Genomic DNA, 24,433 nt, shown 5'->3' with positions numbered 1-24,433 from the left:
ACTGAGTTTATTGATGCGACAGTTAATAAGGAGGAAACATGTTAACGACACGACAACTACAAGCTATTGAACAATTGCAAAAAGAGTGTGAAATTCATGATCATGTACAACTGAAGCTTAACTGGGACATGCTTAGAGAACGCAATACGGAGTCGTTCGATTATTTTCATTATGATGAGAATGGCGAACTTATAGCATTTTTAGGACTGTATGCGTTTGGTTCTACTGTCGAGGTATGTGGCATGGTAAAACCAAGTGAACGTCGAAAAGGGCATTTCGGGCGGTTGTTTCACCTGGCAATGGAAGATGTAAAATCAAATGGATACAAGAAAATATTGCTGAACGCGCCTGCAGGATCCGATGGGGCAGTATTCTTTTTGAATAAACAAGGTGCTGAATATGCATTCTCGGAGCATCAAATGGAATGGCGGCATACGCCTCTGGAGGACACGGACGATATTCTTCTGAGACAGGCAACTGAAGAGGATTTCGAAATGAGCGTTCATTTGTCCGTAACGGCGTTCGGATTGGACGAAGATGACGCCAGAGCGATGGAAAACCACCGTTTTGCGGATCATGCGGATATGCTCATGATTGACGTGAACGAAGAAACGGTTGGAAAACTTCGGGTGAGCCGTGAAGAGGGGCAGGCGTGGATTTATGGTTTCTCCATTTTGCCGGAATATCAGGGCAGAGGCATAGGCAGAAAAGCGCTTCGCCAAGTCGTTAAAGAGCAAAGCTCTGCCGGTTATACGGTACACTTAGAAGTCGAAACGAGAAACGATCATGCTTTGAGATTATATGAGTCGGTTGGATTTGAGGCAGTGCATGTACAAAATTATTATAAATATGAATGCAAATGACAAAATGATATATGTGCAGAAAAGTCGCCATCAGGGCGACTTTTTCATTTTAACTGCGAATCTTCAATTTAACGTATATCTATTGAAGTCTATTTATTCTGCCGATAATGAAGGTGCGTATATTTTTGATCATTCAGGAGGAATTATCATGAAAAAAACAGTCATCCTGCTCACCAGTGCGGCACTGATGTTTGCGACCGCTGCAGGCACGATCTCAGCCAAACCGGCTAACACCCCACCTGGCAAGACAAGTAACGTGGCATCGCCAAAAGGACCTAAAGAAAAAGAAACTCGAAATGAAGAGCATCAAATCGATGAAGTCGAGGCATCGGTTACGACCAGCAAAGAAGAAGACCAAGTTGATGATTCCGCACCTTCAGAAACAGAGAGCACAAACGACAGCTCCACCGATAAAGCGGACGCCAAGAACAAAGGGCACCAAGGATACAAGGGTTTGCTAAATGCCATACAAAACGTGGAAGATAAACCGGCAGGCCCCGTTTTAGCGAATATTTTGCTTACCGAATATGCGGCCAAGCTGACGGACGAGCAACAACAACAGCTGGAAGCCATTATTGAAAAGGACAAGGCGTTAGAAGCGGCTGCGGGCATGCTTGAAACAAACGGTAACGTAACTGACGCTGTGTATCTGCAAGAAGAAGCCATTCAAGCAAATTTTAAAAATCTGGATCTATACAAAACCTTGGATAAGCTCAACAAAAAGGCAGGTAAAAAGAATGGGGTTCAGCTGTATGTGAACGGCGAAGCTTCTGACACGGAGCCTTTTGTCAAAAAAGGCAATACCTATGTTCCTTTTCGCGCTATTGCCGAGGCTTTGGAAGCAGAGGTAATATGGGATCCTGAAAAGCGTTCCATCACCGTCACGAAGGACGGGGTGAGCATTCAACTCCTCATCGGCAGTAAAACAGCAACCGTTAATGGCAAGAAGGTCTCGTTGGATGCCCCGGCTACCGTTACCAAGGGCAATACGTATGTACCCGTACGCTTTATAAGTGAGGCATTGAATGCAACCGTCAAGTGGGAATCAGAAAGTCAGACCGTTGTTGTTTATGAAGAGGAAGCAGAATAGGTAAATTTCTTAGCCGCTAATCTGGAATGAGATCAGCGGCTTTTTGCACTCTCTCGCAGATTCATTTCTTCGACTAAAGGCTAGGTTATTTTCAGCCTCAGGGAGGATTTGGTATAACCGATGGTAAGGTAAGATGAGATGAATGAAATCTACATTCTTCCAAGCGAAATTTACTTGAAGCTTAAAGCAGAAAGGTGTCACATGAAAATGAAAAACTTAAGAAAAAAATTAAAAATTATTGGAGCGACCATCCTATTGCTGCTGATTACAGCCCTTTTCTTTCCTACATGGACTTCAGCTATCAAAGGCGAGAAAAGTATTAGCGTATTAGAACAAGTAGACATAAACGGAAGCCGGCATCAAATTATGATTCGCGGCAATGACAGCGATCATCCGGTCATTATTTTTGTACATGGAGGACCAGGATGTTCAGAGATTCCTTACGCCGCTAAGTACCAAGACTTATTGGAAACCCGTTTTACCGTTGTTAATTACGACCAAAGAGCAAGCGGAAAATCCTATCATTTTTTTGAGGACTACGCTAATCTTTCATCCGACTTATTGGTGGAAGACTTATTGGCGCTCACCGATTACGTTTCAGAACGTCTTGGCAAGGAGAAGGTCATCCTGATCGGCCATTCGTATGGTACATATATCGCAACACAAGCAGCGCATAAGGCTCCCGAAAAATATGAGGCTTATGTTGGTATTGGCCAGATGAGCGACACAGTAAAAAGCGAGACGGACAGTTTGAATTACATACTTGACCAGGCTCAACAAGCCGGCAATTTCAATGACGTTTCCTATCTTCAAGGATTATCGGAACAAATCAAAAATGGCGATACGTTTACCCCGCGAAATTATGTCATGAAATACGGCGGAGCTTCAAGGCTTATTGATAGCCCCGACGGCAACACCCTGGATACGTTATTAAGCAGCGAGTATAACTTATTGGATGTCATACGTTACAACTTGGGACTATCCTTTTCTCAACAGGTTTTGTTAAAGGAAGTAATGGAACATCCATTGCCTGAACTGGTAACGAAGCTTGAGATCCCGTGCTATTTTATCATGGGGAAATACGATTATATGACTTCCTCTCATGCAGCAAAAACTTATTTCGACAGCATTGAAGCCGATTCAAAAGAATTTATTGCTTATGAGCAATCCGCGCATTATCCACAATTTGAAGAGAAGGAGAAATTTTATAAGTGGATGACCGATACATTCGTAAAGAAAATCCAACTGGATGTGCTTAAACTAACCGAAGCGATAACTCAATAAAGATATGTTAGCAGCCGATGAGAGCAATCGACTGTTTTTTTCATTCAATGAACGGGCAGAAAGGGTTGTATATGGCGATACAAGGGGGAGAACGAAGGAATTATCACCAACTTCGCAGTGTTTGCAGTAACTGAAATGAAGGATAGCTAGAATATCTTTTACAGTCAAAGGTCGAAGGCAGGCTCGATACGAGCCCTGTCCTTCGGCCTTTGTTACGAAAGACATTAACACTTGAAGTCTAACCAATACGAGAAGGACACTGCCTGATATAGGTCAATGACCTTCTTGTATTGACGCTTTTTTGGTTTACTTTTTAATCTGTCCCCGGATTTCACCATCCGGATGTTGTATTGTATGCACATTAACATAAGTGTTGGCTCTTTCGATCTCTCGGATTAAATCACGGATCGACTTGCCAAGCAATGGGCCGACCAAATCGCTATTGGTCAGAGTTCCTTCTACAACGCCGCGTTTTACGGAGATACCGAATTTAGATGGTCCGAATAAAAAAGCCACCACAGGACCGTTTTGTCCTCTCCGCCCAAGATGAATATGTGCTTGTGTAACCTGGGCGATATTTCTGATGACAAGTCGGAATCTTAAACGAGTGCCATCAGCGCTAAGCTGAAAAACGGCATCTCCAGTAGCGTTCGTTCTAACTGGTGGCACTTCATTACCTCCGTTTAAGATAGCTCGGAAGATTCTCATAGGTTTGCTCCTCTCTATCGAAGATAGTTTATATGTATGCGGCAAAGAGAGGAGTGGATTGTTTTCTCGCCTGTGTTCTTGCAATTAATGAAAGAATGGGTTTGCATGAGTCTCACGTAGGAAAGGCAGTTCGAACTTCCCATTTACATGAAATCCGCATGGGCTTTTTTCATTACAGCACAAGGGGGATGGATCATGTGAACTGAATGAAGAGAGCAGCACGAGTGATAGTCACCCGTGCTGCTCTTCCATTCTAAGACCCTGCCTTCTTAACGACAGGGATCCAAACTTCCATTTCATACATGCTGTTGCCTCTATCGTAAGTCATTTCAAACTCAGGACCATTTGCCGGTTCGTAGTTGCAGGTGGGAAACCACTCTGCCCAAATGCGCTTCCACAATGCATGGATCCCGCTTTGCCCGTCGGGATAAAAGCCGGTTGAGAATATCGCGTAGGTTTGAGGTGGGATAGAGAGCCTTTCAAACCCTTCCGGCATGCCACTCTGGGGTATGAAGTAAGCGATCATGTAGGAAAATTCTCCACCTTCCTTGTTGTATAGTACCCCATGAATCTGACCATTTTCCCCCAGACCCGCAGCTGTACGGATTCGATCAACGGTGCCGTCGGATATGCACTTCGTCCAAAAAACAGGTATATCAATAAAAGGATTATCGCCATCGCTATTCACCAGGGTTGATATGCCGAACATCTCAAAAGCCTGTTTTTCCTCTATTCTGTAATTCATCTCAACATCTCCTCGAATCGAAATGTGAAAGGATAACCGAGGATAGGCCTTCAGTGTAACTCCTTTGTCGCGCGCTGACATTGGCATCACACCGTGCATTTTTTTAAACGCTCTAGAAAACGCCTCAGGAGATTCGTAACCATACTTTAAAGCAATATCGATTACCTTTGTGCCGCTCTGCTGCAGTTCAAATGCGGCAAGGGTCAGCCGCCTGCGCCTAATATACTCTGAAAGCGACACATTCGTTATGAACGGAAACATTCGCTGAAAATGGTACGTTGAGCAGCAGGCAATTCTAGCCACGACATCGTAATTAATCGAATCGGACAAGTGTGTTTCCACATATTCCATAACGTTGTTCATACGATCCAACCAATCCATACAGACCATCCTTTCAAGTTTGAGTATAGGGGATGGTAACCCATGAAACCTTGCAATCCATGCACCGAAATATCATGTTCGAGATGAGTTGCATAAATCCTTTTTTGTTGATGATGAGTTACTGCCAAGTGACCCAAAAGTCCCTCTTGCTGTGCCCACAAAAACCTGAGGTCGTTTGGGCTGTATTACATGACCAACCGAAGCACACCTTTCGGACGAGCTACGTTAAAACTTTATAGACGAAAAGCATCATTTTTCCGGGAAGTTTGATGAAATGGGTGTACGCTGCGAGTTGGATATAATACGATCAGACAAAGTGTTTTTAGCTCTTGAACACGAATGAACTCGAATCATACCGATAAATGGAGGGAAACAACGTGAAATTATTAAGGACGATGATGATTATAATGGGGAGCTTCTTCTTGCTCGGCATAGGATGTACGGATCAGAAACAGGGAGTGACAACAAAGCTTGGGCAATCCGAGCAAGTTGGCGACGATATACGCGTTCCGCACAATGAACGGCTTCATTTGTCCACCGACAAGAAATGGATCGAGCAAGAAGGACATCAGTCTGATCTGATTCGATTGCAGTGGACGGCGGAAAGGGCCAAGCCGGCGATCGTCTGGATGGACGAGAATGGAAAGGACAAGACGGCGATCATTTCCCATGATAAGGCAAACAATCCGGAGCAGCAGGATCATAAGCATATCTCGTTCGAGACGACCATGTCGCCGACAGGTCAATACCCCAACCAGCTGTTTACCCGGTTTGAAATTCCGTTCGACACCGATATAAGCGAGATCCGTACTCATTCATCCAATTTCAATGTAATGAGCGGTATTTTGCGGGTAGCCGGCGAAAGCGGGACGAACCGGGACATTCAGTTAAGTGCAGTCGGCAAGGATAATGAGACGACACCGAGGTGGGCCGTCCGGGCCGACAGTTTAGAGGAAGCGGGCGACAATACGGGAGCCAACCTGCAGTTCGTACGATATGGAGATGACGGCGAAGTGCTCGATTCCCCGCTCACCATGCAGCGCAGCGACGGTAATATCGGGATTGGCACGAGCGAACCCGACACCAAGCTCGATGTAAACGGGGATATGCTGCGTCTTCGCGAAAAGTATACACCTGCTTCTTCCACTGCTGCTTGCAACCAGGGACAGATCTCTTGGGACGACCAATATGTATATGTTTGCGTTGCCCAAAACAATTGGAAAAGGACCGAACTATCCTCCTGGTAGTTTCTACGCCGCCGATCTGTATCCAGATCAGCGGCTTTTTTTGTAGAAGCTTTGTTCGAATATCTCAAAAGGTTTTGCTGCAGGAAGTTATAGAACATCCGTTGCCAGCGCTTGTAACGAAACTTGAAATACCGTGCTACTTTATCATGGGCGATTATGACTATATGACGTCCTCCCATGCAGCAAAAGAATTTTTCGATAAGCTTGAAGCCGAACAGAAGGAGTTTATCGCGTTTGATCAATCTGCGCATTATCCGCAATTTGAAGAGAAGGAAAAGTTTTTTGAATGGGTGTCCGAGACATTTCTTTAGCCTGCATTCCGCAAGTACTGGTATTGGGCAATTCACCTATATAGGCAATTGCAATATGGGGCTACATTTGGCATTAACACGACGAATCAGGGGAGAATCGTTATCCTTGGCGGAGGAATCCCTTTGGTTCATGAAGGAAGGGTTGTCGGTGGTATTGGCGTTAGTGGAGGAACAAGCGCACAAGATATTGACGTTGCCTATGCAGCAGTACAAGCGTTTGAAAGTATGAGATGTATTAATATCCAATATGCAAACGCAAGGATTGGCACGGTACAACAGTCGTTTACTTATTAATGGCTCTCCTGCTTCGATGGTAAGGGCAGGCTGCTTCTATGCAAGAAGCGGCCTGCCTGTTTTCTATCAAATCGTGAATATAGGCTCACGATTTGATAGTCGGAATAGAAAGTTCAAAGAGGCTTGCATATACTTATTGATTGCAATCATTTACTTATATATACTTATAAATAAGATGTAAATGCTTAAGCAAGGAGGGATTGGACGTGTTCCAAGAGGAACGATTAGTAAAAATTCTCGATTACTTAAAACAACATCAAACGATGAGTGTAGGAGAGATATGCTCGCTCTTTCAAGTGTCGCGGGATACCGCACGCAGGGACATTGTCAGATTAGTTCAAGAAGGAGTAGTTGTTCGAACGCACGGAGGGGCAGCTTTGCCTGAACTGCAAAAGGAACTGACTTCTTACCAGGAACGGCTTATTGATGAGCCGACGAGCAAGAACGTGATCGGCGAGCATAGCGCTAAACTGATTCGGGACCATGAAACGGTCTTCTTGGACGTATCTACGACCGTACAATTTGTTGCGGAACATATTCAAGCGAAACAGATAACAGCGGTTACGCATTCCATCGATAATGTAGGGATACTCTCCAAACGAGAAAATCTGAGCATCTACGTGCTCGGCGGTTATCTGCATACCCATAATCGATTATTATACGGTCCTTCCGTCATCGATAAAATCAGTGAAATCCGTGCCGACAAGGCGTTCATCGGCGCGACGGCAATCCAGCCAGACGGACTCTATTATCCATATGAAGAAGATGTCCGGGTGAAAAGGGAAATGGCTCGGCGCTCAGATCAGGTCATACTTGTTGCGGATCATACCAAATTCTCGGTGAAATCGAGGTTCAAGTTAGACTTTGATCATGTGGATATTATTGTAACCGATCAATCGGTTCCCGTTGACATCCAAGAAATATTAGATCAGAAAAATATTACGCTTATAGAATGTCAGACTCATAACCAATAGGAAGGAGCCTTGTAGGAATGAATAACAAAATCATTCGACATGTCAAAGTCCACCTACCTCATCAAATACTTCCTTCTGCAACGGTCTGGATTTCGAACGGAAAGCTGAAGAGAATAGAACCGTCGCAAGAACTTGATAAAATCGAAAGTGATGCTGAACTGATTGATGGGAACGGAATGTGGCTCATACCAGGAATGATCGATGTTCATATTCATGGGGCCAATGGCTATGACATGATGGATGGAACCGAGGACAGCATTCAAGAAGTATCACGCGCTTGCGCGGCAACCGGATGCACCTCGTTTCTGGCGACTTCTGTGAGTTCGACGATAGAGGACCTGCTGAACATGATTCGCAGTGTCAAATCTGTAATCGGACGAGAACAAGGGGCAAGGATCGCCGGCATTCATCTGGAAGGACCCTATTTAAACCCGAAGCGTAAAGGGATGCAAAATGAGAAATACCTTCGCCACCCGAATCTGGATGAAATGAAGTTCATTTTTCAGGAAGCGGGATCGCTCATTAAAATGGTAACGATCGCACCTGAATTGCCTGGAGGATTGGAGCTCATATCCTATCTGAAAGAGCAGGGTGTTGTGATTGCCGTGGCTCATTCCGATGCCACATACGAGGAAGCAAAGCTGGCTTTTGCAGCTGGTGCGAGTCATGTAACCCATTGTTTTAACGGCATGAGACCGATTCACCATCGAGATCCCGGACTGATTGTAGCCGCGTTCGAAGAACCGCATGTAAGCCTGCAAGCGATTGTTGATCAAGTCCATCTTCACCCAGCCATCGTCAGATTAATGCATCGTCTCAAAGGGCCCGAAGGCATGGTGCTTATTACGGATGCCCTACAGGCGATGGGATTAGGCGATGGTAATTATATATTTGGAGGTCATCACGTCACCGTATCCGAGGGGATTGCAAGGCTTGCGGATGGCACGTTAGCATCGAGTACCGTGACTATGAATGAAGCGTTACGTCTGAGCGAAGCTAACGGAATTTCAATGGAGGATGCCGTACACATGGCTTCAACAACGCCGGCCCGTATTCTAGGTTTATCTCACAAAGGAAAAATCGAGGTAGGATATGATGCGGATCTCGTGCTGATGGATGAAAGGTATCAAGTGCAATGGACGATGATTGAGGGTAAACTTTATTGTTAGTATGGAAGTAATCACAAGAGGCGGGTGTAAAGTAGACTAAACCTATTCTTTACCTATATCCGATCCATGGCCAATGTTATCATTACCCCATATCAGGTGCGCAGCTGATGTGTGTATAACAATTGTTGGTGTAAAGGAGATACGAGCATGAGTAAAGACAGTATAATCAAGTCCCTGCTTTCGGATCAGGTTAGCATGACACCCAATGGATTTGTCGCAGATGAAATAAGCCCCGATCAATTTGCAGATTGTTATGAGTTGTTTTTTGACAAAGTCTTGGAAATTAGTGCATCGGACATAGCGGGAGTAGAAGGCTATGGTGAGTTCAACGAGGATTGTAAAACGGAGTATAGTACCTGCAGGCAATATCTGATCGACACATTTGCAGAAGATAAAGAAGGATACTGGTTTAATTGGAAGGAACTCTATGATACAACCATTTTAGACCGTGACTTTGTCGAAAAATATTGGATGGAAATGGACGCCAGAATTGATTATTGTGAAGGAAAACGTTATTTGGTAAATAATAACACGTTTTTTGAAATCATGATCACAGATGGAAAAACGACGGTTGGTTTCCCAGATTGGAGCAGATCGGGAATATGCGATTTCCTTTTAGATTTTGCCATTATGGACCTAAATAAGCCTTACTTGCACATACCTGAATTGTTATTCGAGTATTGCAAAAAAAGGAACATTGTCATACCGGATTTTAAAGAAAGATTTTTATGCATGGCTTATTATAAGGGAATCGATGTTTTGCGGTGGCATGCATCGATCGATGATATAGAATCTTGCAATTCTATTATGAAATCTATCGGTCAACTGAAGGATCGAATATACGCCTTATAAAGGGTGATCCTATGAATTATGAAAATGCCAGCGATATCATACCTGAGAAGTTATTGAAAGAAATTCAGAAATACGCTGCAGGAAAACTTCTTTATATCCCTACTGGAGAGGAAAAAAGGGGCTGGGGCGAGAAGTCGGGTTACCGAAATCAATTACAGAGGCGTAATATTATGATTCGCAACAAGTATGCCAATGGGGTAACGGTTTCGGAACTTGCGGACGAGTACTTTTTATCTTTGGATTCCATAAAGAAAATCATTTATTCGAAGAAAGATGACCGACAATTCACTTATGCTCCAACTGTGCGATCCGCTGTACAGTATGCGAATATCGGAATGCTCGAAGAATGGATTTATTGTTATATGCTCCATACCCGAAATGCAGCTCCTGGTTTACATGATTTTATGAGTAAAGAGTGTTTGTATTTCGGTGTCGTTAAGTTTCCCTTGCGGCTCATCGAGCTTAATGGAATTATGCCTGGGAATGACTGTACCGATGAAGATCCACCGCTTCTTATTCAGTATAAAGAAGGCAAATTTTATTGCATTGAACAGAAGAACGTATTAGCTGCACTCAAACAACGCAAAGTAAATGCTTATCCAACCATAATTGTACTGAAAGAAACAACGGATTATAAAAGGTTTATGAGATACTATGAAAACGTTCTGTTTTATATAAATCATGCATGACTTTGCTGGGCTAACAGCGAGTGGAGGAAGGATTCATACGAACAGCATCATACCACAGACAGTGGGGTGCCCCAGGTCAATGGACCTCTTGGGGCACCCTTTTTTGCATTGAAAACTTCAACAGTTTTTTGTGCGTATTGGAATAGGTGAAGCCGGATGAGAAGAAGTCACCATTGTGTTATCAGAAGAAGGGGCTGGAACATGAGGGGTTCGTCTCATTTAAGGAAGAGGCTGAAGAAGTATAAGTGGCTGCTAATGAAACTGCCGGGAGTCGTCTACTTGTTCATCTACAACTATGTCCCGATGTACGGCGTGATTCTAGCATTTAAAAACTATAATTATGTCGATGGCATAACTGGAGGAACACCTCCTGATAGCGATGCCGATTAGGTTTTTATCTAATCGGCATTGGCTTTTTTTACAATGCAACGAATCTAGTACCGGATAGCCTGTTTTCTAATGTATGTAAAAGTCGTAAACTATACATGCTATAATGATAAGCTTCTATAATTTGAGAACATACTTGTAATCTATGAGACACTCTATAAATGCATTCGATATGTTGAATCAGGATATATCGTTTGCAGTTCATTTGAAATGAGGGCAAATGATGCGTTACCTATATGAATTTATCGAGCACCAAGAGGATATGCCTTTTAAGCTGTTTGTCAACAGCGTGAAGCAGGTTCCATTTCACTGGCATAAAGAGGTGGAGATTGTCTACGTACTCCAAGGTTCGGTTATCATGCATCTAGATCAGAAGGAGTATACCCTGCATCAGGATGATGTCATTGTGGTGAACAGCATGTCGATCCATAAGTTTGAGCAGAATAACCACGACAATATATTATTAACACTTCAGTTTGGCCCGGAATGGCTGCATAATAACGTTTTTATTTCTTGTAATTCAGCGACTGAGCCTGAGCCGGTCGGTTTCCGATTTGACACGATCAAGCAAGAGCTTGCCAAGATGGTATGGGAAATGAACAAGAAGTCTCCAGGCTATCGAAGCTTTACCGTGGGAAGGCTGCATACATTATGTGGTCATTTATTGCGATATTTTGCGGAAGGAATCAACCCGGAAGCTGAAGATGGCGGGAAGAGTTATGACTATAAAAGGTTGAATCGGGTTCTTACCTATATCGATCAAAATTACAAAGAGAAGATAACACTGTAGACGATGGCCGAACAGGAGCACTTAAGTTTGCATTATTTTTCTCACTTTTTCACCGATAAAATCGGTATTCCTTTCCAAAAGTATTTAACGCTGATCCGTTTGGAGAAAGCCCAGTCGGAGTTATCGGGAACTGAGAAGAGCATTACCGAAATTGCCATGGATTGCGGTTTTGCGAACGTGAAGTTATTCAATAAGTACTTTAAAGAAAAGTACGGCTGCACACCAGGATCGTATCGTGAAGCCGCTGCCTCGCTTCAGGATAAGCCTAATCGAAAACCGCTTACCTATGAAGAGTCCTCGAGTGGTGACTATTATGAATTAGATTCGATCAATGCGATGGGGTCGTTATATCGATATCTGGAAGAGAAGTCGGTTCAGGAACAGGATAGGGCAAACCCTTTAACGGCGGTTGTTACGGATCATGTACAAATTCAGATTCAGCCGGGAATGTCGTCAGCAGGGTACAAAAAGCATTGGAACGGTACCACAACAGCGGGCAGGGCAATTGAAGGACTGCGCGATGACTGGCGTCGGCAGCTCGCCGAGCTTAAAGGTCGAATTCCTTTTGAATACATACGTTTCCATGGCATCTTTAATGATGAGATGATGGTATATAACGAAGAGGATGACGGTACTCCCATCTATAACTGGGCATATGTTGACAAGCTTTATGACTTTCTTATTGGGCTGGGCATCAGGCCGTTCGTGGAGCTTGGTTTCATGCCGACCCTGCTTAGCCGTTCCAACGAAACGGTATTCTGGTGGAAAGGGAATATTTCCCCTCCAGCCGACCAGGCAAAATGGGAGGCGCTTGTTCGTGCGTTCGTTCGGCATTGCTTAAATCGCTATGGGGCTAAGGAAGTAAAACAATGGTACTTTGAAGTCTGGAATGAACCGGATTTATCAGGCGTTTGCTGGGCAGGTAGCAAAGAGGAATACTTCTCTTTTTATGAATCTACCGTTCGAGTGATCAAGTCGGTCCTTCCCGAACTAAAAACAGGTGGCCCTGCTTTAGGTTATGGTTCGTTATGGAACGACAGCTGGGCCGAGGAATTTATGGCATATTGCAATAAACGTCAGGTGCCCCTAGACTTCTTTTCCTTTCATGTCTATTCGGAATATCCTCAGCTTAAGGCAGAGCAGAACATCTTGACGAAGATGATGCCGCCGACCTTTTATAAAGAGAGCATCCATCGATTGCAGGAAAAAATGGCGCTTGCCTCTTTCCGTGAGATGGAGCTGCATATTACCGAATGGAACTTTTCGCTCTATGACCGGCATCTGCTACACGATACCATGTTTATGGCCCCGTTTGTGATGTATCATGCGATGAATACACTGGGAGACGTAAAGGCCATGGCTTTCTGGTGTTTTACGGATGTGTTTGAGGAAAGTCTTGTTCCATCCTCTCCGTTTTACGGAGGTTTTGGTTTAATGAATCGGGATGGCCTTAAGAAGCCGAGTTATTACGCCTTTGAGCTTCTTCAGAAGCTGGGTGAAGAGATCACCGTTAAGGGTGATGGTTATGTGGCCACTCAGAATCAAGATGGGAGCATGCAGCTTCTGCTGTATCATTATGTCCATTTGGATCATATGTTTTCAAGCGGGGACTGGTCGGAGATGTCCAATCTTAACCGTTACGGCGTGTTCGAAGAGAAGGGCAGCAAGGTATTTCAAGTCAACATTCCTCATCTTTCAGGAGCCTACAAGTGCACAACTTATCAGATGGACCGGGAACATGGCTCCGTTTTTGACGAGTGGGTTCGCATGGGGGCACCCGAAATCTTGACGGAGGAGGAACTTGCGTATCTTCGCGGAAGAAGCGGCCCGGTCATCCGGACAGAGATCTTAGAGAATCAGGGTTGGTATAAAGAGCTCATTCTTCCACCTCATGGTGTCCTATTGCTCACTTTAGAGAAACAGTTTTAAACACTAGAACCTTCAAGAACACCACCGCTCTATAAGAGAGAGGGGTGTTTTTTGCTGTCCATTCCAGGTAGCTTCGATTTGCCGGCTCCAAAGACGAGAAATGAACAAAAAACGACCATAGACGAGGCAATTTACAACGAGTAAGCGTTAACAATTGAATCTATACTATAGCTATGTCCACAACAGAAATACAGGAGGGAATAAACAGATGAAGCGTTTCATGAAATGGATGACGGAATCCTTTGCGCCAAGATTGGATGCGATTACAAATAACATTTGGATAGCATCGATTCAAGAAGCTATTATGGTTGCCATCCCGATGATCTTTATTGGTTCCATTATTACTTTGATTTCAATTTTGCAAGACTTCATTCCTGGAATGCCGGATTTAACGCCAATTACAACATTCAGCTTCGGTCTTCTCGGTTTGTTTATTGCATTTCTAACGCCGTATACGGTCATGGAGAAAAAGGAGAGACACAAAATCAAGCTGCTGGCGGGAATGACCGGCATATCCTTATTCCTCATGCTGCTTAATCCCGTCGTAAACGAGGATGGAACCGTTCAGTTCGTTCTTGAGCGTTTCGGTCCTGCGGGTATGGTAACGGCACTCATTGTAGGCATCTTCATCGCCGTCATCATGAATGTTTGCGCGAAGTTCTCTTTCTTTAAAAAAGGGTCTTCCATGCCAGAGTTTATTATGGATTGGTTTGACTTCCTGGTACCGATTGCCGTGATCATGGGTTTAGGCTGGGTTCTTGTATATCAGCTTCACTTTGATATCTTTGGGCTGATTGTGAGCGTGTTTGAGCCTATTAATGCTATGGGGCAAAGCCTGTTCGGGTTTATTCTGTTCAACTTTATTGGGGTTGTACTGTATTCCTTCGGAGTTAGCCCATGGGTTCTGATGCCCATCTGGTATGCCATATGGATTCCGGCGATAGAGGAAAATGCCGCATTGGTGGCACAGGGACTGGATCCCGTCAACATTAATACCTTTGAAACATTCTTTTCCGGATGGCTTGGAATTGGAGGCATGGGTGCAACTCTACCGCTTGTGATTTGGTTCCTGTTTGCCAGATCCAAGAAACTGAAAACCATTGGTAAAGCAACTTTAATTCCTTCTTTATTTAATATTAACGAGCCTGTTGTGTATGGAGCGCCTGTTGCTTTCAATCCGCTGTTGATGGTGCCTATGTGGATCAATGGTCTTATTACACCTATCATCGTCTACCTAGCTCTTGATATGGGGTTTGCACAAATTCCGAGCAAAATCTTCCAGCTGTGGTATACGCCGATCGGTGTATCGACTTACCTCATGTCCGGATTCAATGGACTTATTCTGCTCGCCGTTGTCCTGCTGATTGTGTTCGCCGTATGGTTTCCGTTTTTTAAACTGTACGATGCGCAGGAATTGAAGAAAGAGCGGGAGCTACAAGAAGAAGCTTGATATGAAAGGGTGGAAGCAAATGAATGCATCTATTAACGAATTGATAAAGGACATGACACTTACTGAAAAAGCATCGCTCTGTGCAGGATTAAATATGTGGATGACCAAGGGGATCGAGCGACTCAACATTCCGCCAGTTCATATGTATGACGGAACGAATGGGATCCGCAAAACGAACAGTGACGATGAAATGGGGATTACGACAGAGAATGTTCCGGCAACTTGTTATCCCACGGGCGCAGCTATCGGTTCTTCGTGGAATACGGAACTGCTGCACGAAGTCGGGGAAGCACTTGGCAATGAATCCAAAGAGATGGGCGTAGAATTGCTGCTCGGCCCAGGAATCAACATGAAGCGGACCCCGCTAGGGGGAAGAAATTTCGAATATTACTCCGAAGATCCTTGCCTGACAGGCGAATTGGGCGCTGCTTTCATCAATGGCCTCCAGAGCAAAGGAGTAGGGGCTTCGTTAAAACACTTTGCTTGCAACAACCAGGAATATGAGAAGATGGTGACGAGTTCAGAAGTAGACGAACGAACGCTGCGCGAAATTTACTTAAGCGCATTTGAACGAATTATTAAGAAATCGGATCCCTGGACCGTCATGTGCTCCTATAATTTGCTTAATGGCTCGTATACCAGCGAGAATGAACACTTATTGCATGATATCTTGAGAGAAGAATGGGGATACGAGGGGGTTGTCATCTCAGACTGGACGGCCGTGAATGATCGGATTCGCGGGCTGAAAGCAGGACTTGATCTCGAAATGCCGGGACCTGCCGGCTATAACACGAAAGCGATTATCAAAGCCGTTGAGAGCGGAGTTCTTGAAGAAGAGCAGCTCGATAAAAGCGTTGCCCGTATTCTAAAACTCGTAGAACGTGTAACCGGTATGGAAGATGCTGTTCCGGCAACCGCTATGGAGTACCATAGTCTTGCGAGAAAAGCTGCAGCAGAAAGCATTGTGCTTCTAAAGAATGAGAATGGCATCCTTCCGATTCAGGCAGAGTCAACCCATTCCATTGCAGTTATCGGCCGTTTTGCCAAAAAACCTAGAATTCAAGGAGCCGGCAGCGCAAAAGTTACGCCTACTCGCGTTGATATTCCATTTGAAGAAATGAAGCAGTTGGCTGGAGCTTCCGTTGAGTTGAGTTATGCCGAAGGTTACCCTGAAGATGATTCCGTCGATGAGAAAATGATCAAAGAAAGTGTCGCATTGGCGGCAAAATCGGATGTCGCAGTCATATTCGTAGGCCAGCCTGAATACGCAGAATCCGAGATGCGTGATTTGAAGGGCATTGATTTGCCGGAACAGCAGATTCTGCTTATTCAAGCGATTGCAGCCGTACAACCGAAGTGTATTGTGGTGACCAGTAGTGGTACAGCCTTGGCGATGCGTCCTTGGGTTCAGCATGTTCCCGCTGTCGTTCACTCGTGGCTTTCCGGACAAGGCATGGGTAAAGCGATCGCTGAAATCTTGTTTGGTCAGGTGAGTCCTTCCGGTAAATTGTCCGAGACGTTTCCGGTTAAGCTTTCAGACAATCCTTCACATATGAGGATCCGCGGTGAAAACGGCAAGCTGTATTATCGTGAAGGGTTGTTCATCGGCTATCGGTACTACGATCGAAAGGAACTCGCTCCGCAGTTTCCGTTTGGCCATGGCTTATCCTACACTTCATTTGCCTATAAGGATATGAAGACAGCTCAAACGGAGACAGGGATCACGGTCTCTTTCTGGCTGGAGAATATCGGAAACCGAACTGGGAAAGAGGTCGTTCAGCTTTACGTGCATGACGAAGAATGCACATGGACGCGTCCAGAGAAAGAATTGAAGGCATTTTCTAAAATCGAGTTGGCTCCTGGGGAGAAACAACAGATCGTCTTTGAACTTGAAGAGAGAGACTTTGCCTATTACAACACCAAATATAACCGCTGGGTAGCGGAGAGCGGTTATTTCCAAATTGCACTTGGCAGCTCTTCCCGCGATATAAGAATTACGGAGCGATTGTATTGCGATTTTGGAAAGGAAGAAGTATCATTTCATAAATTCAGCCTGATTAGCGATTGGATTAGTGATCCAGTAGCGAAATCGGTATTGGAAGAATGCCTCGATGAGATGAATCAGCATGTCGTTGAAAAGATTTACCTCAATGATGAATTCGTCGGATTTTGGGAAGATGGCCCACTCATTAAAATATTGCAAATGTATGGTCAAACCTGGTTGGGTGACCGGTCACCTGATGAAATTATTGAAGAACTTGTAAGAAGAGTTTATGAGCGACGCATTAACGTGTAAGACAATATAATATCCCTCATAAGAGCTTGGGATCCTGTTCAGGATCCCAAGCTTTTTTTAGCATCCAAAATGGCGCAGCCATCTTAAATAGGATTTGTATTACTGAATGTCAGAGAAATAGCTTTGATGGCAGCAGCTGTGGAGTACATGGCATTCATTCAGACAAACTCCTTGCGAAGCTCGTTTTAGATCATTAAAGATAATTTATAGTTTGCTTGGAACTTTATCCCTTCTTTGATCGTTATATTGGTCGTAAGCAAGAAGCCATAACAAATGGGAGGGGAATTCATGCTTAACATCAAGAAGAAACAATCAAGCATAAGCCTCAAAGCTCGATTACGACGGCGTCTCATTGCAAGCATCGCTGCAGGCATACTTACTTTTCAGGGCGTGCTTTTAGTACCACCTTCGCAAGTGAATGCAGAAACGGCCGATGTTTCGGTACGCAACTGGCATTATTCATCAACAATCGAGGTACCCGAACTAAAGCCTTCCTGGATGGTAAAGGTGGACAATTATCTGAATATGGCCGAGAACGATGTTTCAGGTCACCAGGCAATTGCCGAAGAGGGCAAGGTATTTGCATTCGCGGGAAACAAACTCATCGCCATGGATGCCAGGACAGGGAAGCGGCTGTGGAGCTACGGTAAAGACCTGAAACCTTATATTGTTTATGATAATGGCGTTATTTACGGCCTGTCGGCAGGTCAGAAGCCATACGCGCTGAATGCGAAGACAGGAAAATTGAAATGGCAGTCGAATACGTCCATCTTTATGGATGCGCACACGCGAACGGAGGCGCTGGTGCCGACTTATGATACGCTCTATGCTATCCAAGGGAGCGCAACTTTCGCTTTTGATAAGGCAACAGGAAAGCTTCGGTGGAAAATGAATGAGCCGTCAGGAGAAGGAAACGGCACGGATTACCTTCAGGAGGCGGATGGAGTCATCCTTCGGACGTTCTATGTACAAGGAGCACTAACATCCATTCAACTGAATGCTTATGACAAAAAGACGGGCAAGAAGTTATGGGACCATTTTGGTCAGGGAGAAGCGCTTCAAATCAAAGACAATCTCGTGTATTCGGTTGACTATTATTCTCCATTGCTGGCTGATTATCAGTCGCTTCCGGACCGCAAATGGATCGTAAACGTGTATAATCTTAAGACAGGCGTAAAGAGGAGCAGCCGAGAGTATAGCTGGAAGATGACGGGGGAGCCGCCATATGAGTACGGCGGAGGCGGTTTATTTATGAACCAAGGGAAGTTATACATGGATCAGGGCAATAAGGTGGCCGAATACAAATTTGACACCTATAAGAAAGGTGAAGTTCCTCTGCGAACTTTTCCTCGCCCTTATGGGGGCGACTGGGAGTTGATCGGACTGGTTCAGGAACGGCTGATTTTCAATAACAGATCGACGGGTGAACTGGCCGGCACCAAACTTGCAAATGGTCAACGGATCGGATGGAACGGCGATGCACCTGCTGCGCAGAGTGATGTGTATGGAAAGGGTTTATACCGGGCACAGCGTAACGGCACATTACTCGGCATTAACTTGATGACGTCCCGGCCAGTCTTTAAAGTAACGACTGGAGCAGATCTACACGAGTCGACACTAAAGACGAACGGTATGATCATCATTCAAGCGGAGGGTAAGCTCCTCGGTGTAAAAGTACCGGCATCGTTGAAATAAAGGAATAGCTTGTGCTACTTGAATCATATTTCGTTTAAGAATAATAAAATCCCACCAACGAGTCTGGATGGGATTTTGTTATTTCGGGTTTGATTATATTAGGGTGAATGTCTTCTATCTTATGGATGCTCGGTGAGACTGGATAAAGGGACGGTCATTTCCTGCTCCGAGTTTCCGATCGGATAGACCCGGGCGGTTTCATCCTCATTGACATGCTGGATAAAGATAGGGGTATCCAGATAAGTTACATTTTTCATAATGGCCGATTCCGAAATTTCAATCGCTCTTTGTTTGTTCATGACATATCTCCTTATTTTGAAAGGTCTTTCAATGGATCAACCCGGCGTTGAGAGGCTTTTTTTATGTCTTGATCCAGTTTCGATTGTCCTTGAATGTCTTCGGCAGCTTCCATTTGATTATTCAGCTGTTGTTCTACTTGTCCAATCCCGTGCGCTTCTTGATGCTGTTTGCTCTTCGCCAAAACGATCCCTCCATGTTGTGATAACTTTGTAATCTCTGCATTACTACAATGCACCAAACGAATCGAACTTATACGGCTGTTTGCGTGCGTTCGCGAAGGGGATCTTCCGAAATCATAAGGATCTTAATAAGAATGGAGGCATTATGAATGGCAAGCTCGAAGATATTGCTTCAAGCCGCGGAATCTTTTGAATTTAATATAAGGACGTTAATCTTCCTGAGTAACTCGACCAATGAAGTATATCGTTTTACTAAGGGTGATCAATCCTATATCTTGCGGTTAACTCAGAAATCACACGAGTATGTACCGAAGATCAGGGCGGAGATGGATTGGCTTTATTACTTAGTGAAGAACGGAGTATGTGCTTCATTACCCATTCATACATGTAATCATGAATTAATGGCCGTGTTCTGTGACGTAGATAAGTGGTATATCGCAACTGCTTTTCACGAGGCAGCAGGTCGATTTTTTGATAAACACAATGAGCAGTTATGGGGCCCGAAGATATTCAGGAATTGGGGAGAAACCATGGGAAGGATGCATAGGCTGTCGACATCATATGAACCATCGGACATCCTCGGGAAGAGAGACACCTGGAGCAGAAGAAGTATGAATAATCCTCACCTGCAGCGAGGCCGTTTCTATATGCTTCTTGAAAAATTGATCTCCATGGAAAGTACGATTGATTCACTGCCGAGGGAGAGCGATTCGTTTGGACTGATACATAATGACTTTCATCCGTATAATTTTTTTATCAACAACAGTGAAATAACGGTCTTTGACTTTGACGATAGTATCTATGGCTGGTTTTCGTTAGACATTGCAATAGCAGCCACTCATGCCGTTTGGTGGGGAGTGCATGCAGAAGATCGTGTCACCAAAAGCAGGTTTGCCCAACAGTTCTTGCATGAATTCCTCATGGGTTACGAGAAGGAACACCAGCTCTCCGAATTCTGGAAACAAACAATCCCCTTGTTTATGGAGTATAGAAATATTTGTTCTTACTTCTGGTGGTTAAGTGAATGGAATGGTGATGAGAGCAGCTTTACAGAGGACCAACGGAATGCAATAGACCACGCTGTTAAGCTGATTGAAAGAGGTTTGCCTTTTGATGGCTGCGATATTCAAGTGTAGCACCGTCGATAGCATAGATTAAAGGAGGTAGTGCATTGAGATTTAAAGCGTGTATTTTGATTGTCTTCATGATTCTAACGGGGTGCTTTGCAGGAACCAAAGAGCAGATCTCACCTGAGAACAATTCGGCAGCTGCCGAGATCCAATTGACACCCGTGGATTTGTTCCAAGGGGACGCAGCAAAGTTTAAGTTATTCCTCGGTCCGATGACGGGTGCATTTAAATTAAAGTATGGGGGAAATAAACACAATGTCAGCTTGGATATAGATATTTGGAAGAACGGGCAGAAGGTAGATTCGGCAGGGTCGATCGGAGATTTGTTTTACAGTTCGGACGAGGAAAAGGACAGCAACGAAGTAGAACTAATCATATCCGTGGACACGGAATCGATAGAAGGTCTCGAGGAGTTCAGAAAGATTAAAGTCAACACCAATTCCCATTTGGGATCAAGCCTGTCTACCTTTACCATTCCTTGGGACAAAACGTTGATGGCACGAGGATTGATTCAGGATACGCACCCACGTTCGTTTACGATAGATCAGCCGGTACATGTATTTGGCATGCATGCTACAAGTTCCAATGAAATACATACAGCGGATCTTACAACGGATTCGTTAAGAAAAACGGAGTGGGCACTTGTGTTCACCTTGCGTCTTGATGAAGATATGGAATAAACGGTTTGAGTTAGAATGATCGATCCAAGATCACATTTAAAGCAGAAACAAGTCTGGCGTTGAGAAATGTAAACAGGGTCAATATAATGGGGTGGAAATATAAAAAGAGTGAAGGTGAGATTTTAGTGAAGCAAAACAAGTATGACGATCAGGGATTTTTTGAAAATTACAAACAACTCCCCCGTTCCATCAAAGGATTAGAAGGTGCAGGAGAATGGGGTGCCTTTCGATCGATGTTTCCGGATCTTAGTGATAAAAAGGTGCTTGATCTCGGCTGCGGATTCGGGTGGCACTGCAGGTACGTAAGAGAACAGCATGCGAGCACTGTGGTCGGGGTGGATATCTCAAGGAACATGCTGGAGAGGGCAAGATTGATGACCGATGACACGAATATAGAATATGTGCAGTCCGCAATAGAGGACTATGACTACCCTGCTAACGAGTTTGATGTCGTGATTAGCTCGCTTGCACTTCATTACATTCGTGATTTCGAGGATATCTGTAAAAAGGTATATCAGAGTCTAACGGTTGGAGGTTCGTTTGTCTTTTCAGTTGAGCATCCCGTATTTACTTCTGTGGCCGAACAAGATTGGTATTATAGTCCGGACGGGAAGAAGCTGCATTGGCCTTTGGATCACTATCATGAGGAAGGAGCACGCCAATCTAGATTTCTTGATAGTAATGTCACCAAGTACCATCGGAATATAGCCACACAGATAAATGCGTTAGTGAAAACCGGATTCCAGTTTAGGGAAATGTCTGAACTTAAACCAGAACGCGAGCAGATTGAGGATCCGGAATGGCATGACGCTTACCGACGCCCCATTTTCTTATTGATCGCCGCAGATAAGCAGGTCTGACGAGCTTGAGCAAAATAAACAGAGGGACACCTAAACAGGTGTCTTTTTTAGTTCACGAGGTGAATCGGTTAAGGTGACAGTCATTCATTATGAAACGCCGGATAATATTCATTTGAATTCGGGAACTTTCATCGACCTTAAGGAGTCTGTTTTGGTAAGGGGGCGAACAGCTTGAGGGAGATGCAGATGCAGCATTCTGCGGAACTGAATATATCGGACATAAGGATGCTGATGGAATTCTACGGTGAGGATGTCTGGAATTATGCTTACGTGATCACCAGAAATACATATACAGCAGACGATGTCGCGCAGGATGTGTTTATTAAAGCTTATCAAAAGGTTGCCTTCTTTCGCGGGGAGGCTTCCGTCAAAACCTGGCTGCTTAAAATTACTCGAAACACAGCGCTCTCCTATCTGAAACGAGCGTTTTTGCGCAAAGTGGTGCTGATCGGCGATTGTTCGCCGGGTGATGGACTGAACGGGACGACGTCTTCGCCATCTGCCGAGTCGGAGTATTTGAAACAGGAGGAGGCGGATGAGCTGTGGCAGGAGGTTCTAAAGCTGCCCGGTAAATTTCGAGACCCCCTCGTATTGAGTGTGCATCATCAACTTTCCATTGAGGAAATATCCGGCATTACTGGTCTTTCGCCAGGGACGGTAAAGTCTAGAATTTACAGAGCCAAACAGAAGGTTGCCGCCAGATTCGGAAGGAGCGAACGACGATGAATGAATGGAAGCCGGATTGGAACCGGAGACTGGCTAGGCCCCCTTTTAAAGATCGGCGCTTTGGGGCTGACATGATGGAGGCCGTGGATAAACGGCTTAAGGTTGTTGAAAAAAAACGATCCTGCTTTGGATGGAGCCGAGCCGCTGTGGTTATCGTTCCAGCTTTGCTGCTTGTTCTCGGCGTTGGGATCTGGTTCGGAAACCAGGCCCCATCTATTCCCCATCCGGTAGCTCCAAGCCCAGGTAATCCAGTTATACAGGGGGGAGGAACGTTTGAATCGAGCTTCTTACTTGGGGCTGGAGGCGACTTCGATTGGTGGAACCTTGCGAAAAATGAGGTCAAACAGGCTAACGACCGTACGATTGTGACACTGGCCGCAGCACTCTTGCAGCGAGAGCTGGGCATCTGGGGCGGACCATCACCTGACATATGGGAGCATTCCGAGGTGAAATGGCCGCTTGACCGCTATGATGTGTCCAGCCCTTGGGTGTATGAAGTGCACGTAAAGGAGATAAACGCAGAAGCAGCTCAAACCGTATATCAACTTCGTCTGCTGCTGCGGGATTCGATTCCGATGACGTATGAGGAAACGATAGACGTTACCATCCGTAACGATTCACATAGAATCTCGCTTATTGAGCAAATAGACATAGACGAAACGGGAGCACCTATGAATGAAATCAAGGCTGGAGACGAACAGGGGAATACCGTGATATTAAAGGAGGACGCGGAGATTGGCCTGAAGATAACCGGAACTCTGATCCAAAAAGAAGGGATGATCCGCTCCATCCACGTTCAGTATGGCGACATGGATCACACCTTTCATGATTGGAGGAATGTGAGCAACGAATCCTACTATCCGGACGTTGCGTTGCTGCCTGCAAAGAACAACAAGGAGGAAGTCCTTGCAATCATTTTGACAACCGGCTACGGTACCAGCATTAGAGAATCGGAGTTGAAACTTCTTACAGAAAATTTTAGTCAAGTGATGTCAGTCGATCCGGTGCTTGCGGTAAAATCCAGACTTAGCTATAGTGCGACGGCAGAAGCGGGAAAACGGATCTTTCAATTCACGCTGGACGGGGTAACTCGCACATTTGAATATATGGAGGAAGACGCGGGATTTTGGCTGGATCAGCCCGCGCTTGGCAACATGGTTAGGTATTACGTTGAGGGAGGCATCTTATATGCATCGGTGCCGATACAGGTTTCGCCTGGTGAATTCCCGGTCGCGGTCCGGCTGCGGTACGAATACGACGGTACAGCATTTCTTGTGACGGAAGCCATGTATGGAGAGATGTAAGCCAGCGAGATCAAGGGATGATCATTCATACAACGAATATTGACATAGGGCATGAAGGAGATTTATTTGCTGACTATAATGAGCAGGGGCCGTCCACTGT

At 44.8% G+C, this 24,433-nt stretch carries 24 protein-coding genes and 1 pseudogene; 21 read left to right on the top strand and 4 right to left on the bottom strand.

What is annotated here, in order from left to right; genetic code table 11:
* Nucleotides 1-38: 38 nt before the first annotated feature.
* The 3 genes from AC0VZ8_RS18485 (at nucleotide 39) to AC0VZ8_RS18475 (ending at nucleotide 3,237) form a co-directional block, all read left to right on the top strand.
* Entirely contained in the window at nucleotides 39-863 is an 825-nt protein-coding gene (locus AC0VZ8_RS18485; protein ID WP_260068285.1) for a GNAT family N-acetyltransferase, read from the top strand.
* The gene (locus tag AC0VZ8_RS18480) at nucleotides 829-1,953 is read left to right on the top strand and encodes a copper amine oxidase N-terminal domain-containing protein (protein WP_235612974.1); all 1,125 of its coding nucleotides are present in this window, start codon (nucleotides 829-831) and stop codon (nucleotides 1,951-1,953) included. Before AC0VZ8_RS18485 ends, AC0VZ8_RS18480 begins: the two co-directional genes overlap by 35 nt.
* A 207-nt stretch (nucleotides 1,954-2,160) precedes the next feature.
* On the top strand, nucleotides 2,161-3,237 hold the full coding sequence (locus AC0VZ8_RS18475) for an alpha/beta fold hydrolase (RefSeq protein ID WP_475487714.1): 1,077 nt from the start codon (nucleotides 2,161-2,163) through the stop codon (nucleotides 3,235-3,237).
* A gap of 306 nt (nucleotides 3,238-3,543) precedes the next feature.
* On the opposite strand, the gene AC0VZ8_RS18470 is transcribed toward AC0VZ8_RS18475, so the two are convergent.
* Nucleotides 3,544-3,939, bottom strand: a complete 396-nt coding sequence (locus AC0VZ8_RS18470; protein WP_475487713.1) for a CHRD domain-containing protein — start codon at nucleotides 3,937-3,939, stop codon at nucleotides 3,544-3,546.
* A gap of 259 nt (nucleotides 3,940-4,198) precedes the next feature.
* On the bottom strand, nucleotides 4,199-5,071 hold the full coding sequence (locus tag AC0VZ8_RS18465; protein WP_475483969.1) for an AraC family transcriptional regulator: 873 nt from the start codon (nucleotides 5,069-5,071) through the stop codon (nucleotides 4,199-4,201).
* A 377-nt stretch (nucleotides 5,072-5,448) separates the two neighbouring features.
* On the opposite strand from AC0VZ8_RS18465, the gene AC0VZ8_RS18460 reads away from it, so the two are divergent.
* From AC0VZ8_RS18460 to AC0VZ8_RS18400, 13 genes and pseudogenes are all read left to right on the top strand, one after another.
* Nucleotides 5,449-6,318: a hypothetical protein gene (locus tag AC0VZ8_RS18460; RefSeq protein WP_475483968.1), complete on the top strand. Its 870-nt coding sequence runs from the start codon at nucleotides 5,449-5,451 to the stop codon at nucleotides 6,316-6,318.
* 62 nt (nucleotides 6,319-6,380) lie between these two features.
* Nucleotides 6,381-6,629, top strand: a pseudogene (locus AC0VZ8_RS18455) (alpha/beta hydrolase); the annotation flags it as partial.
* 48 nt (nucleotides 6,630-6,677) lie between these two features.
* Nucleotides 6,678-6,923 carry a heme-binding protein gene (locus tag AC0VZ8_RS18450; protein ID WP_475483967.1) on the top strand — a complete coding sequence of 82 codons (246 nt, stop codon included), beginning with the start codon at nucleotides 6,678-6,680 and terminating at the stop codon, nucleotides 6,921-6,923.
* A gap of 206 nt (nucleotides 6,924-7,129) precedes the next feature.
* Nucleotides 7,130-7,897, top strand: coding sequence for a DeoR/GlpR family DNA-binding transcription regulator (locus AC0VZ8_RS18445; RefSeq protein WP_475483966.1), 768 nt, complete (start codon nucleotides 7,130-7,132; stop codon nucleotides 7,895-7,897).
* A gap of 17 nt (nucleotides 7,898-7,914) precedes the next feature.
* Nucleotides 7,915-9,066, top strand: a complete 1,152-nt coding sequence (gene nagA, locus AC0VZ8_RS18440) for an N-acetylglucosamine-6-phosphate deacetylase (protein ID WP_475483965.1) — start codon at nucleotides 7,915-7,917, stop codon at nucleotides 9,064-9,066.
* Nucleotides 9,067-9,213: 147 nt separating this feature from the next.
* Nucleotides 9,214-9,918 (top strand): hypothetical protein, encoded by a 705-nt coding sequence (locus AC0VZ8_RS18435; protein ID WP_475483964.1) that lies wholly within the window; start codon nucleotides 9,214-9,216, stop codon nucleotides 9,916-9,918.
* A gap of 11 nt (nucleotides 9,919-9,929) precedes the next feature.
* Nucleotides 9,930-10,607 (top strand): CD3324 family protein, encoded by a 678-nt coding sequence (locus AC0VZ8_RS18430; RefSeq protein WP_475483963.1) that lies wholly within the window; start codon nucleotides 9,930-9,932, stop codon nucleotides 10,605-10,607.
* 201 nt (nucleotides 10,608-10,808) lie between these two features.
* Nucleotides 10,809-10,997 carry a hypothetical protein gene (locus AC0VZ8_RS18425; RefSeq protein ID WP_071218467.1) on the top strand — a complete coding sequence of 63 codons (189 nt, stop codon included), beginning with the start codon at nucleotides 10,809-10,811 and terminating at the stop codon, nucleotides 10,995-10,997.
* Nucleotides 10,998-11,214: 217 nt separating this feature from the next.
* On the top strand, nucleotides 11,215-11,784 hold the full coding sequence (locus AC0VZ8_RS18420; RefSeq protein ID WP_475483962.1) for a cupin domain-containing protein: 570 nt from the start codon (nucleotides 11,215-11,217) through the stop codon (nucleotides 11,782-11,784).
* A gap of 27 nt (nucleotides 11,785-11,811) precedes the next feature.
* A complete protein-coding gene (locus tag AC0VZ8_RS18415; protein ID WP_475483961.1) occupies nucleotides 11,812-13,713 on the top strand; it encodes a GH39 family glycosyl hydrolase in 1,902 nt (633 codons plus the stop codon).
* A gap of 208 nt (nucleotides 13,714-13,921) precedes the next feature.
* The gene (locus AC0VZ8_RS18410; RefSeq protein WP_100537556.1) at nucleotides 13,922-15,163 is read left to right on the top strand and encodes a PTS sugar transporter subunit IIC; all 1,242 of its coding nucleotides are present in this window, start codon (nucleotides 13,922-13,924) and stop codon (nucleotides 15,161-15,163) included.
* Between the two features lie 19 nt (nucleotides 15,164-15,182).
* Nucleotides 15,183-17,459 (top strand): beta-glucosidase, encoded by a 2,277-nt coding sequence (locus tag AC0VZ8_RS18405; RefSeq protein ID WP_475483960.1) that lies wholly within the window; start codon nucleotides 15,183-15,185, stop codon nucleotides 17,457-17,459.
* Nucleotides 17,460-17,747: 288 nt separating this feature from the next.
* Entirely contained in the window at nucleotides 17,748-19,154 is a 1,407-nt protein-coding gene (locus tag AC0VZ8_RS18400; RefSeq protein WP_475483959.1) for an outer membrane protein assembly factor BamB family protein, read from the top strand.
* Nucleotides 19,155-19,273: 119 nt separating this feature from the next.
* Here the strand turns inward: AC0VZ8_RS18400 and AC0VZ8_RS18395 are convergent, their stop codons facing one another.
* Together AC0VZ8_RS18395 and AC0VZ8_RS18390 are read right to left on the bottom strand one after the other, a co-directional pair.
* Nucleotides 19,274-19,453 (bottom strand): H-type small acid-soluble spore protein, encoded by a 180-nt coding sequence (locus AC0VZ8_RS18395; protein WP_071218462.1) that lies wholly within the window; start codon nucleotides 19,451-19,453, stop codon nucleotides 19,274-19,276.
* 11 nt (nucleotides 19,454-19,464) lie between these two features.
* Nucleotides 19,465-19,635, bottom strand: a complete 171-nt coding sequence (locus AC0VZ8_RS18390; RefSeq protein ID WP_427494740.1) for a hypothetical protein — start codon at nucleotides 19,633-19,635, stop codon at nucleotides 19,465-19,467.
* A 147-nt stretch (nucleotides 19,636-19,782) separates the two neighbouring features.
* On the opposite strand from AC0VZ8_RS18390, the gene AC0VZ8_RS18385 reads away from it, so the two are divergent.
* The 5 genes from AC0VZ8_RS18385 to AC0VZ8_RS18365 all read left to right on the top strand — a co-directional run bounded on the left by AC0VZ8_RS18385 (nucleotide 19,783) and on the right by AC0VZ8_RS18365 (nucleotide 24,333).
* The gene (locus AC0VZ8_RS18385; protein ID WP_475483958.1) at nucleotides 19,783-20,769 is read left to right on the top strand and encodes a phosphotransferase enzyme family protein; all 987 of its coding nucleotides are present in this window, start codon (nucleotides 19,783-19,785) and stop codon (nucleotides 20,767-20,769) included.
* 35 nt (nucleotides 20,770-20,804) lie between these two features.
* Nucleotides 20,805-21,443, top strand: coding sequence for a hypothetical protein (locus AC0VZ8_RS18380; protein WP_475483957.1), 639 nt, complete (start codon nucleotides 20,805-20,807; stop codon nucleotides 21,441-21,443).
* A gap of 125 nt (nucleotides 21,444-21,568) precedes the next feature.
* Nucleotides 21,569-22,303: a class I SAM-dependent methyltransferase gene (locus AC0VZ8_RS18375; protein WP_475483956.1), complete on the top strand. Its 735-nt coding sequence runs from the start codon at nucleotides 21,569-21,571 to the stop codon at nucleotides 22,301-22,303.
* Between the two features lie 180 nt (nucleotides 22,304-22,483).
* On the top strand, nucleotides 22,484-23,029 hold the full coding sequence (locus AC0VZ8_RS18370; RefSeq protein ID WP_260068388.1) for an RNA polymerase sigma factor: 546 nt from the start codon (nucleotides 22,484-22,486) through the stop codon (nucleotides 23,027-23,029).
* Complete coding sequence (locus AC0VZ8_RS18365) at nucleotides 23,026-24,333, top strand: hypothetical protein (RefSeq protein ID WP_475483955.1); 1,308 nt, start codon at nucleotides 23,026-23,028, stop codon at nucleotides 24,331-24,333. Before AC0VZ8_RS18370 ends, AC0VZ8_RS18365 begins: the two co-directional genes overlap by 4 nt.
* Nucleotides 24,334-24,433: the final 100 nt, after the last annotated feature.

The sequence above is a fragment of the Paenibacillus sp. QJM3NY_38 genome (genome assembly GCF_056173265.1).
This window is presented reverse-complemented; position numbering and strand designations above follow the sequence as displayed.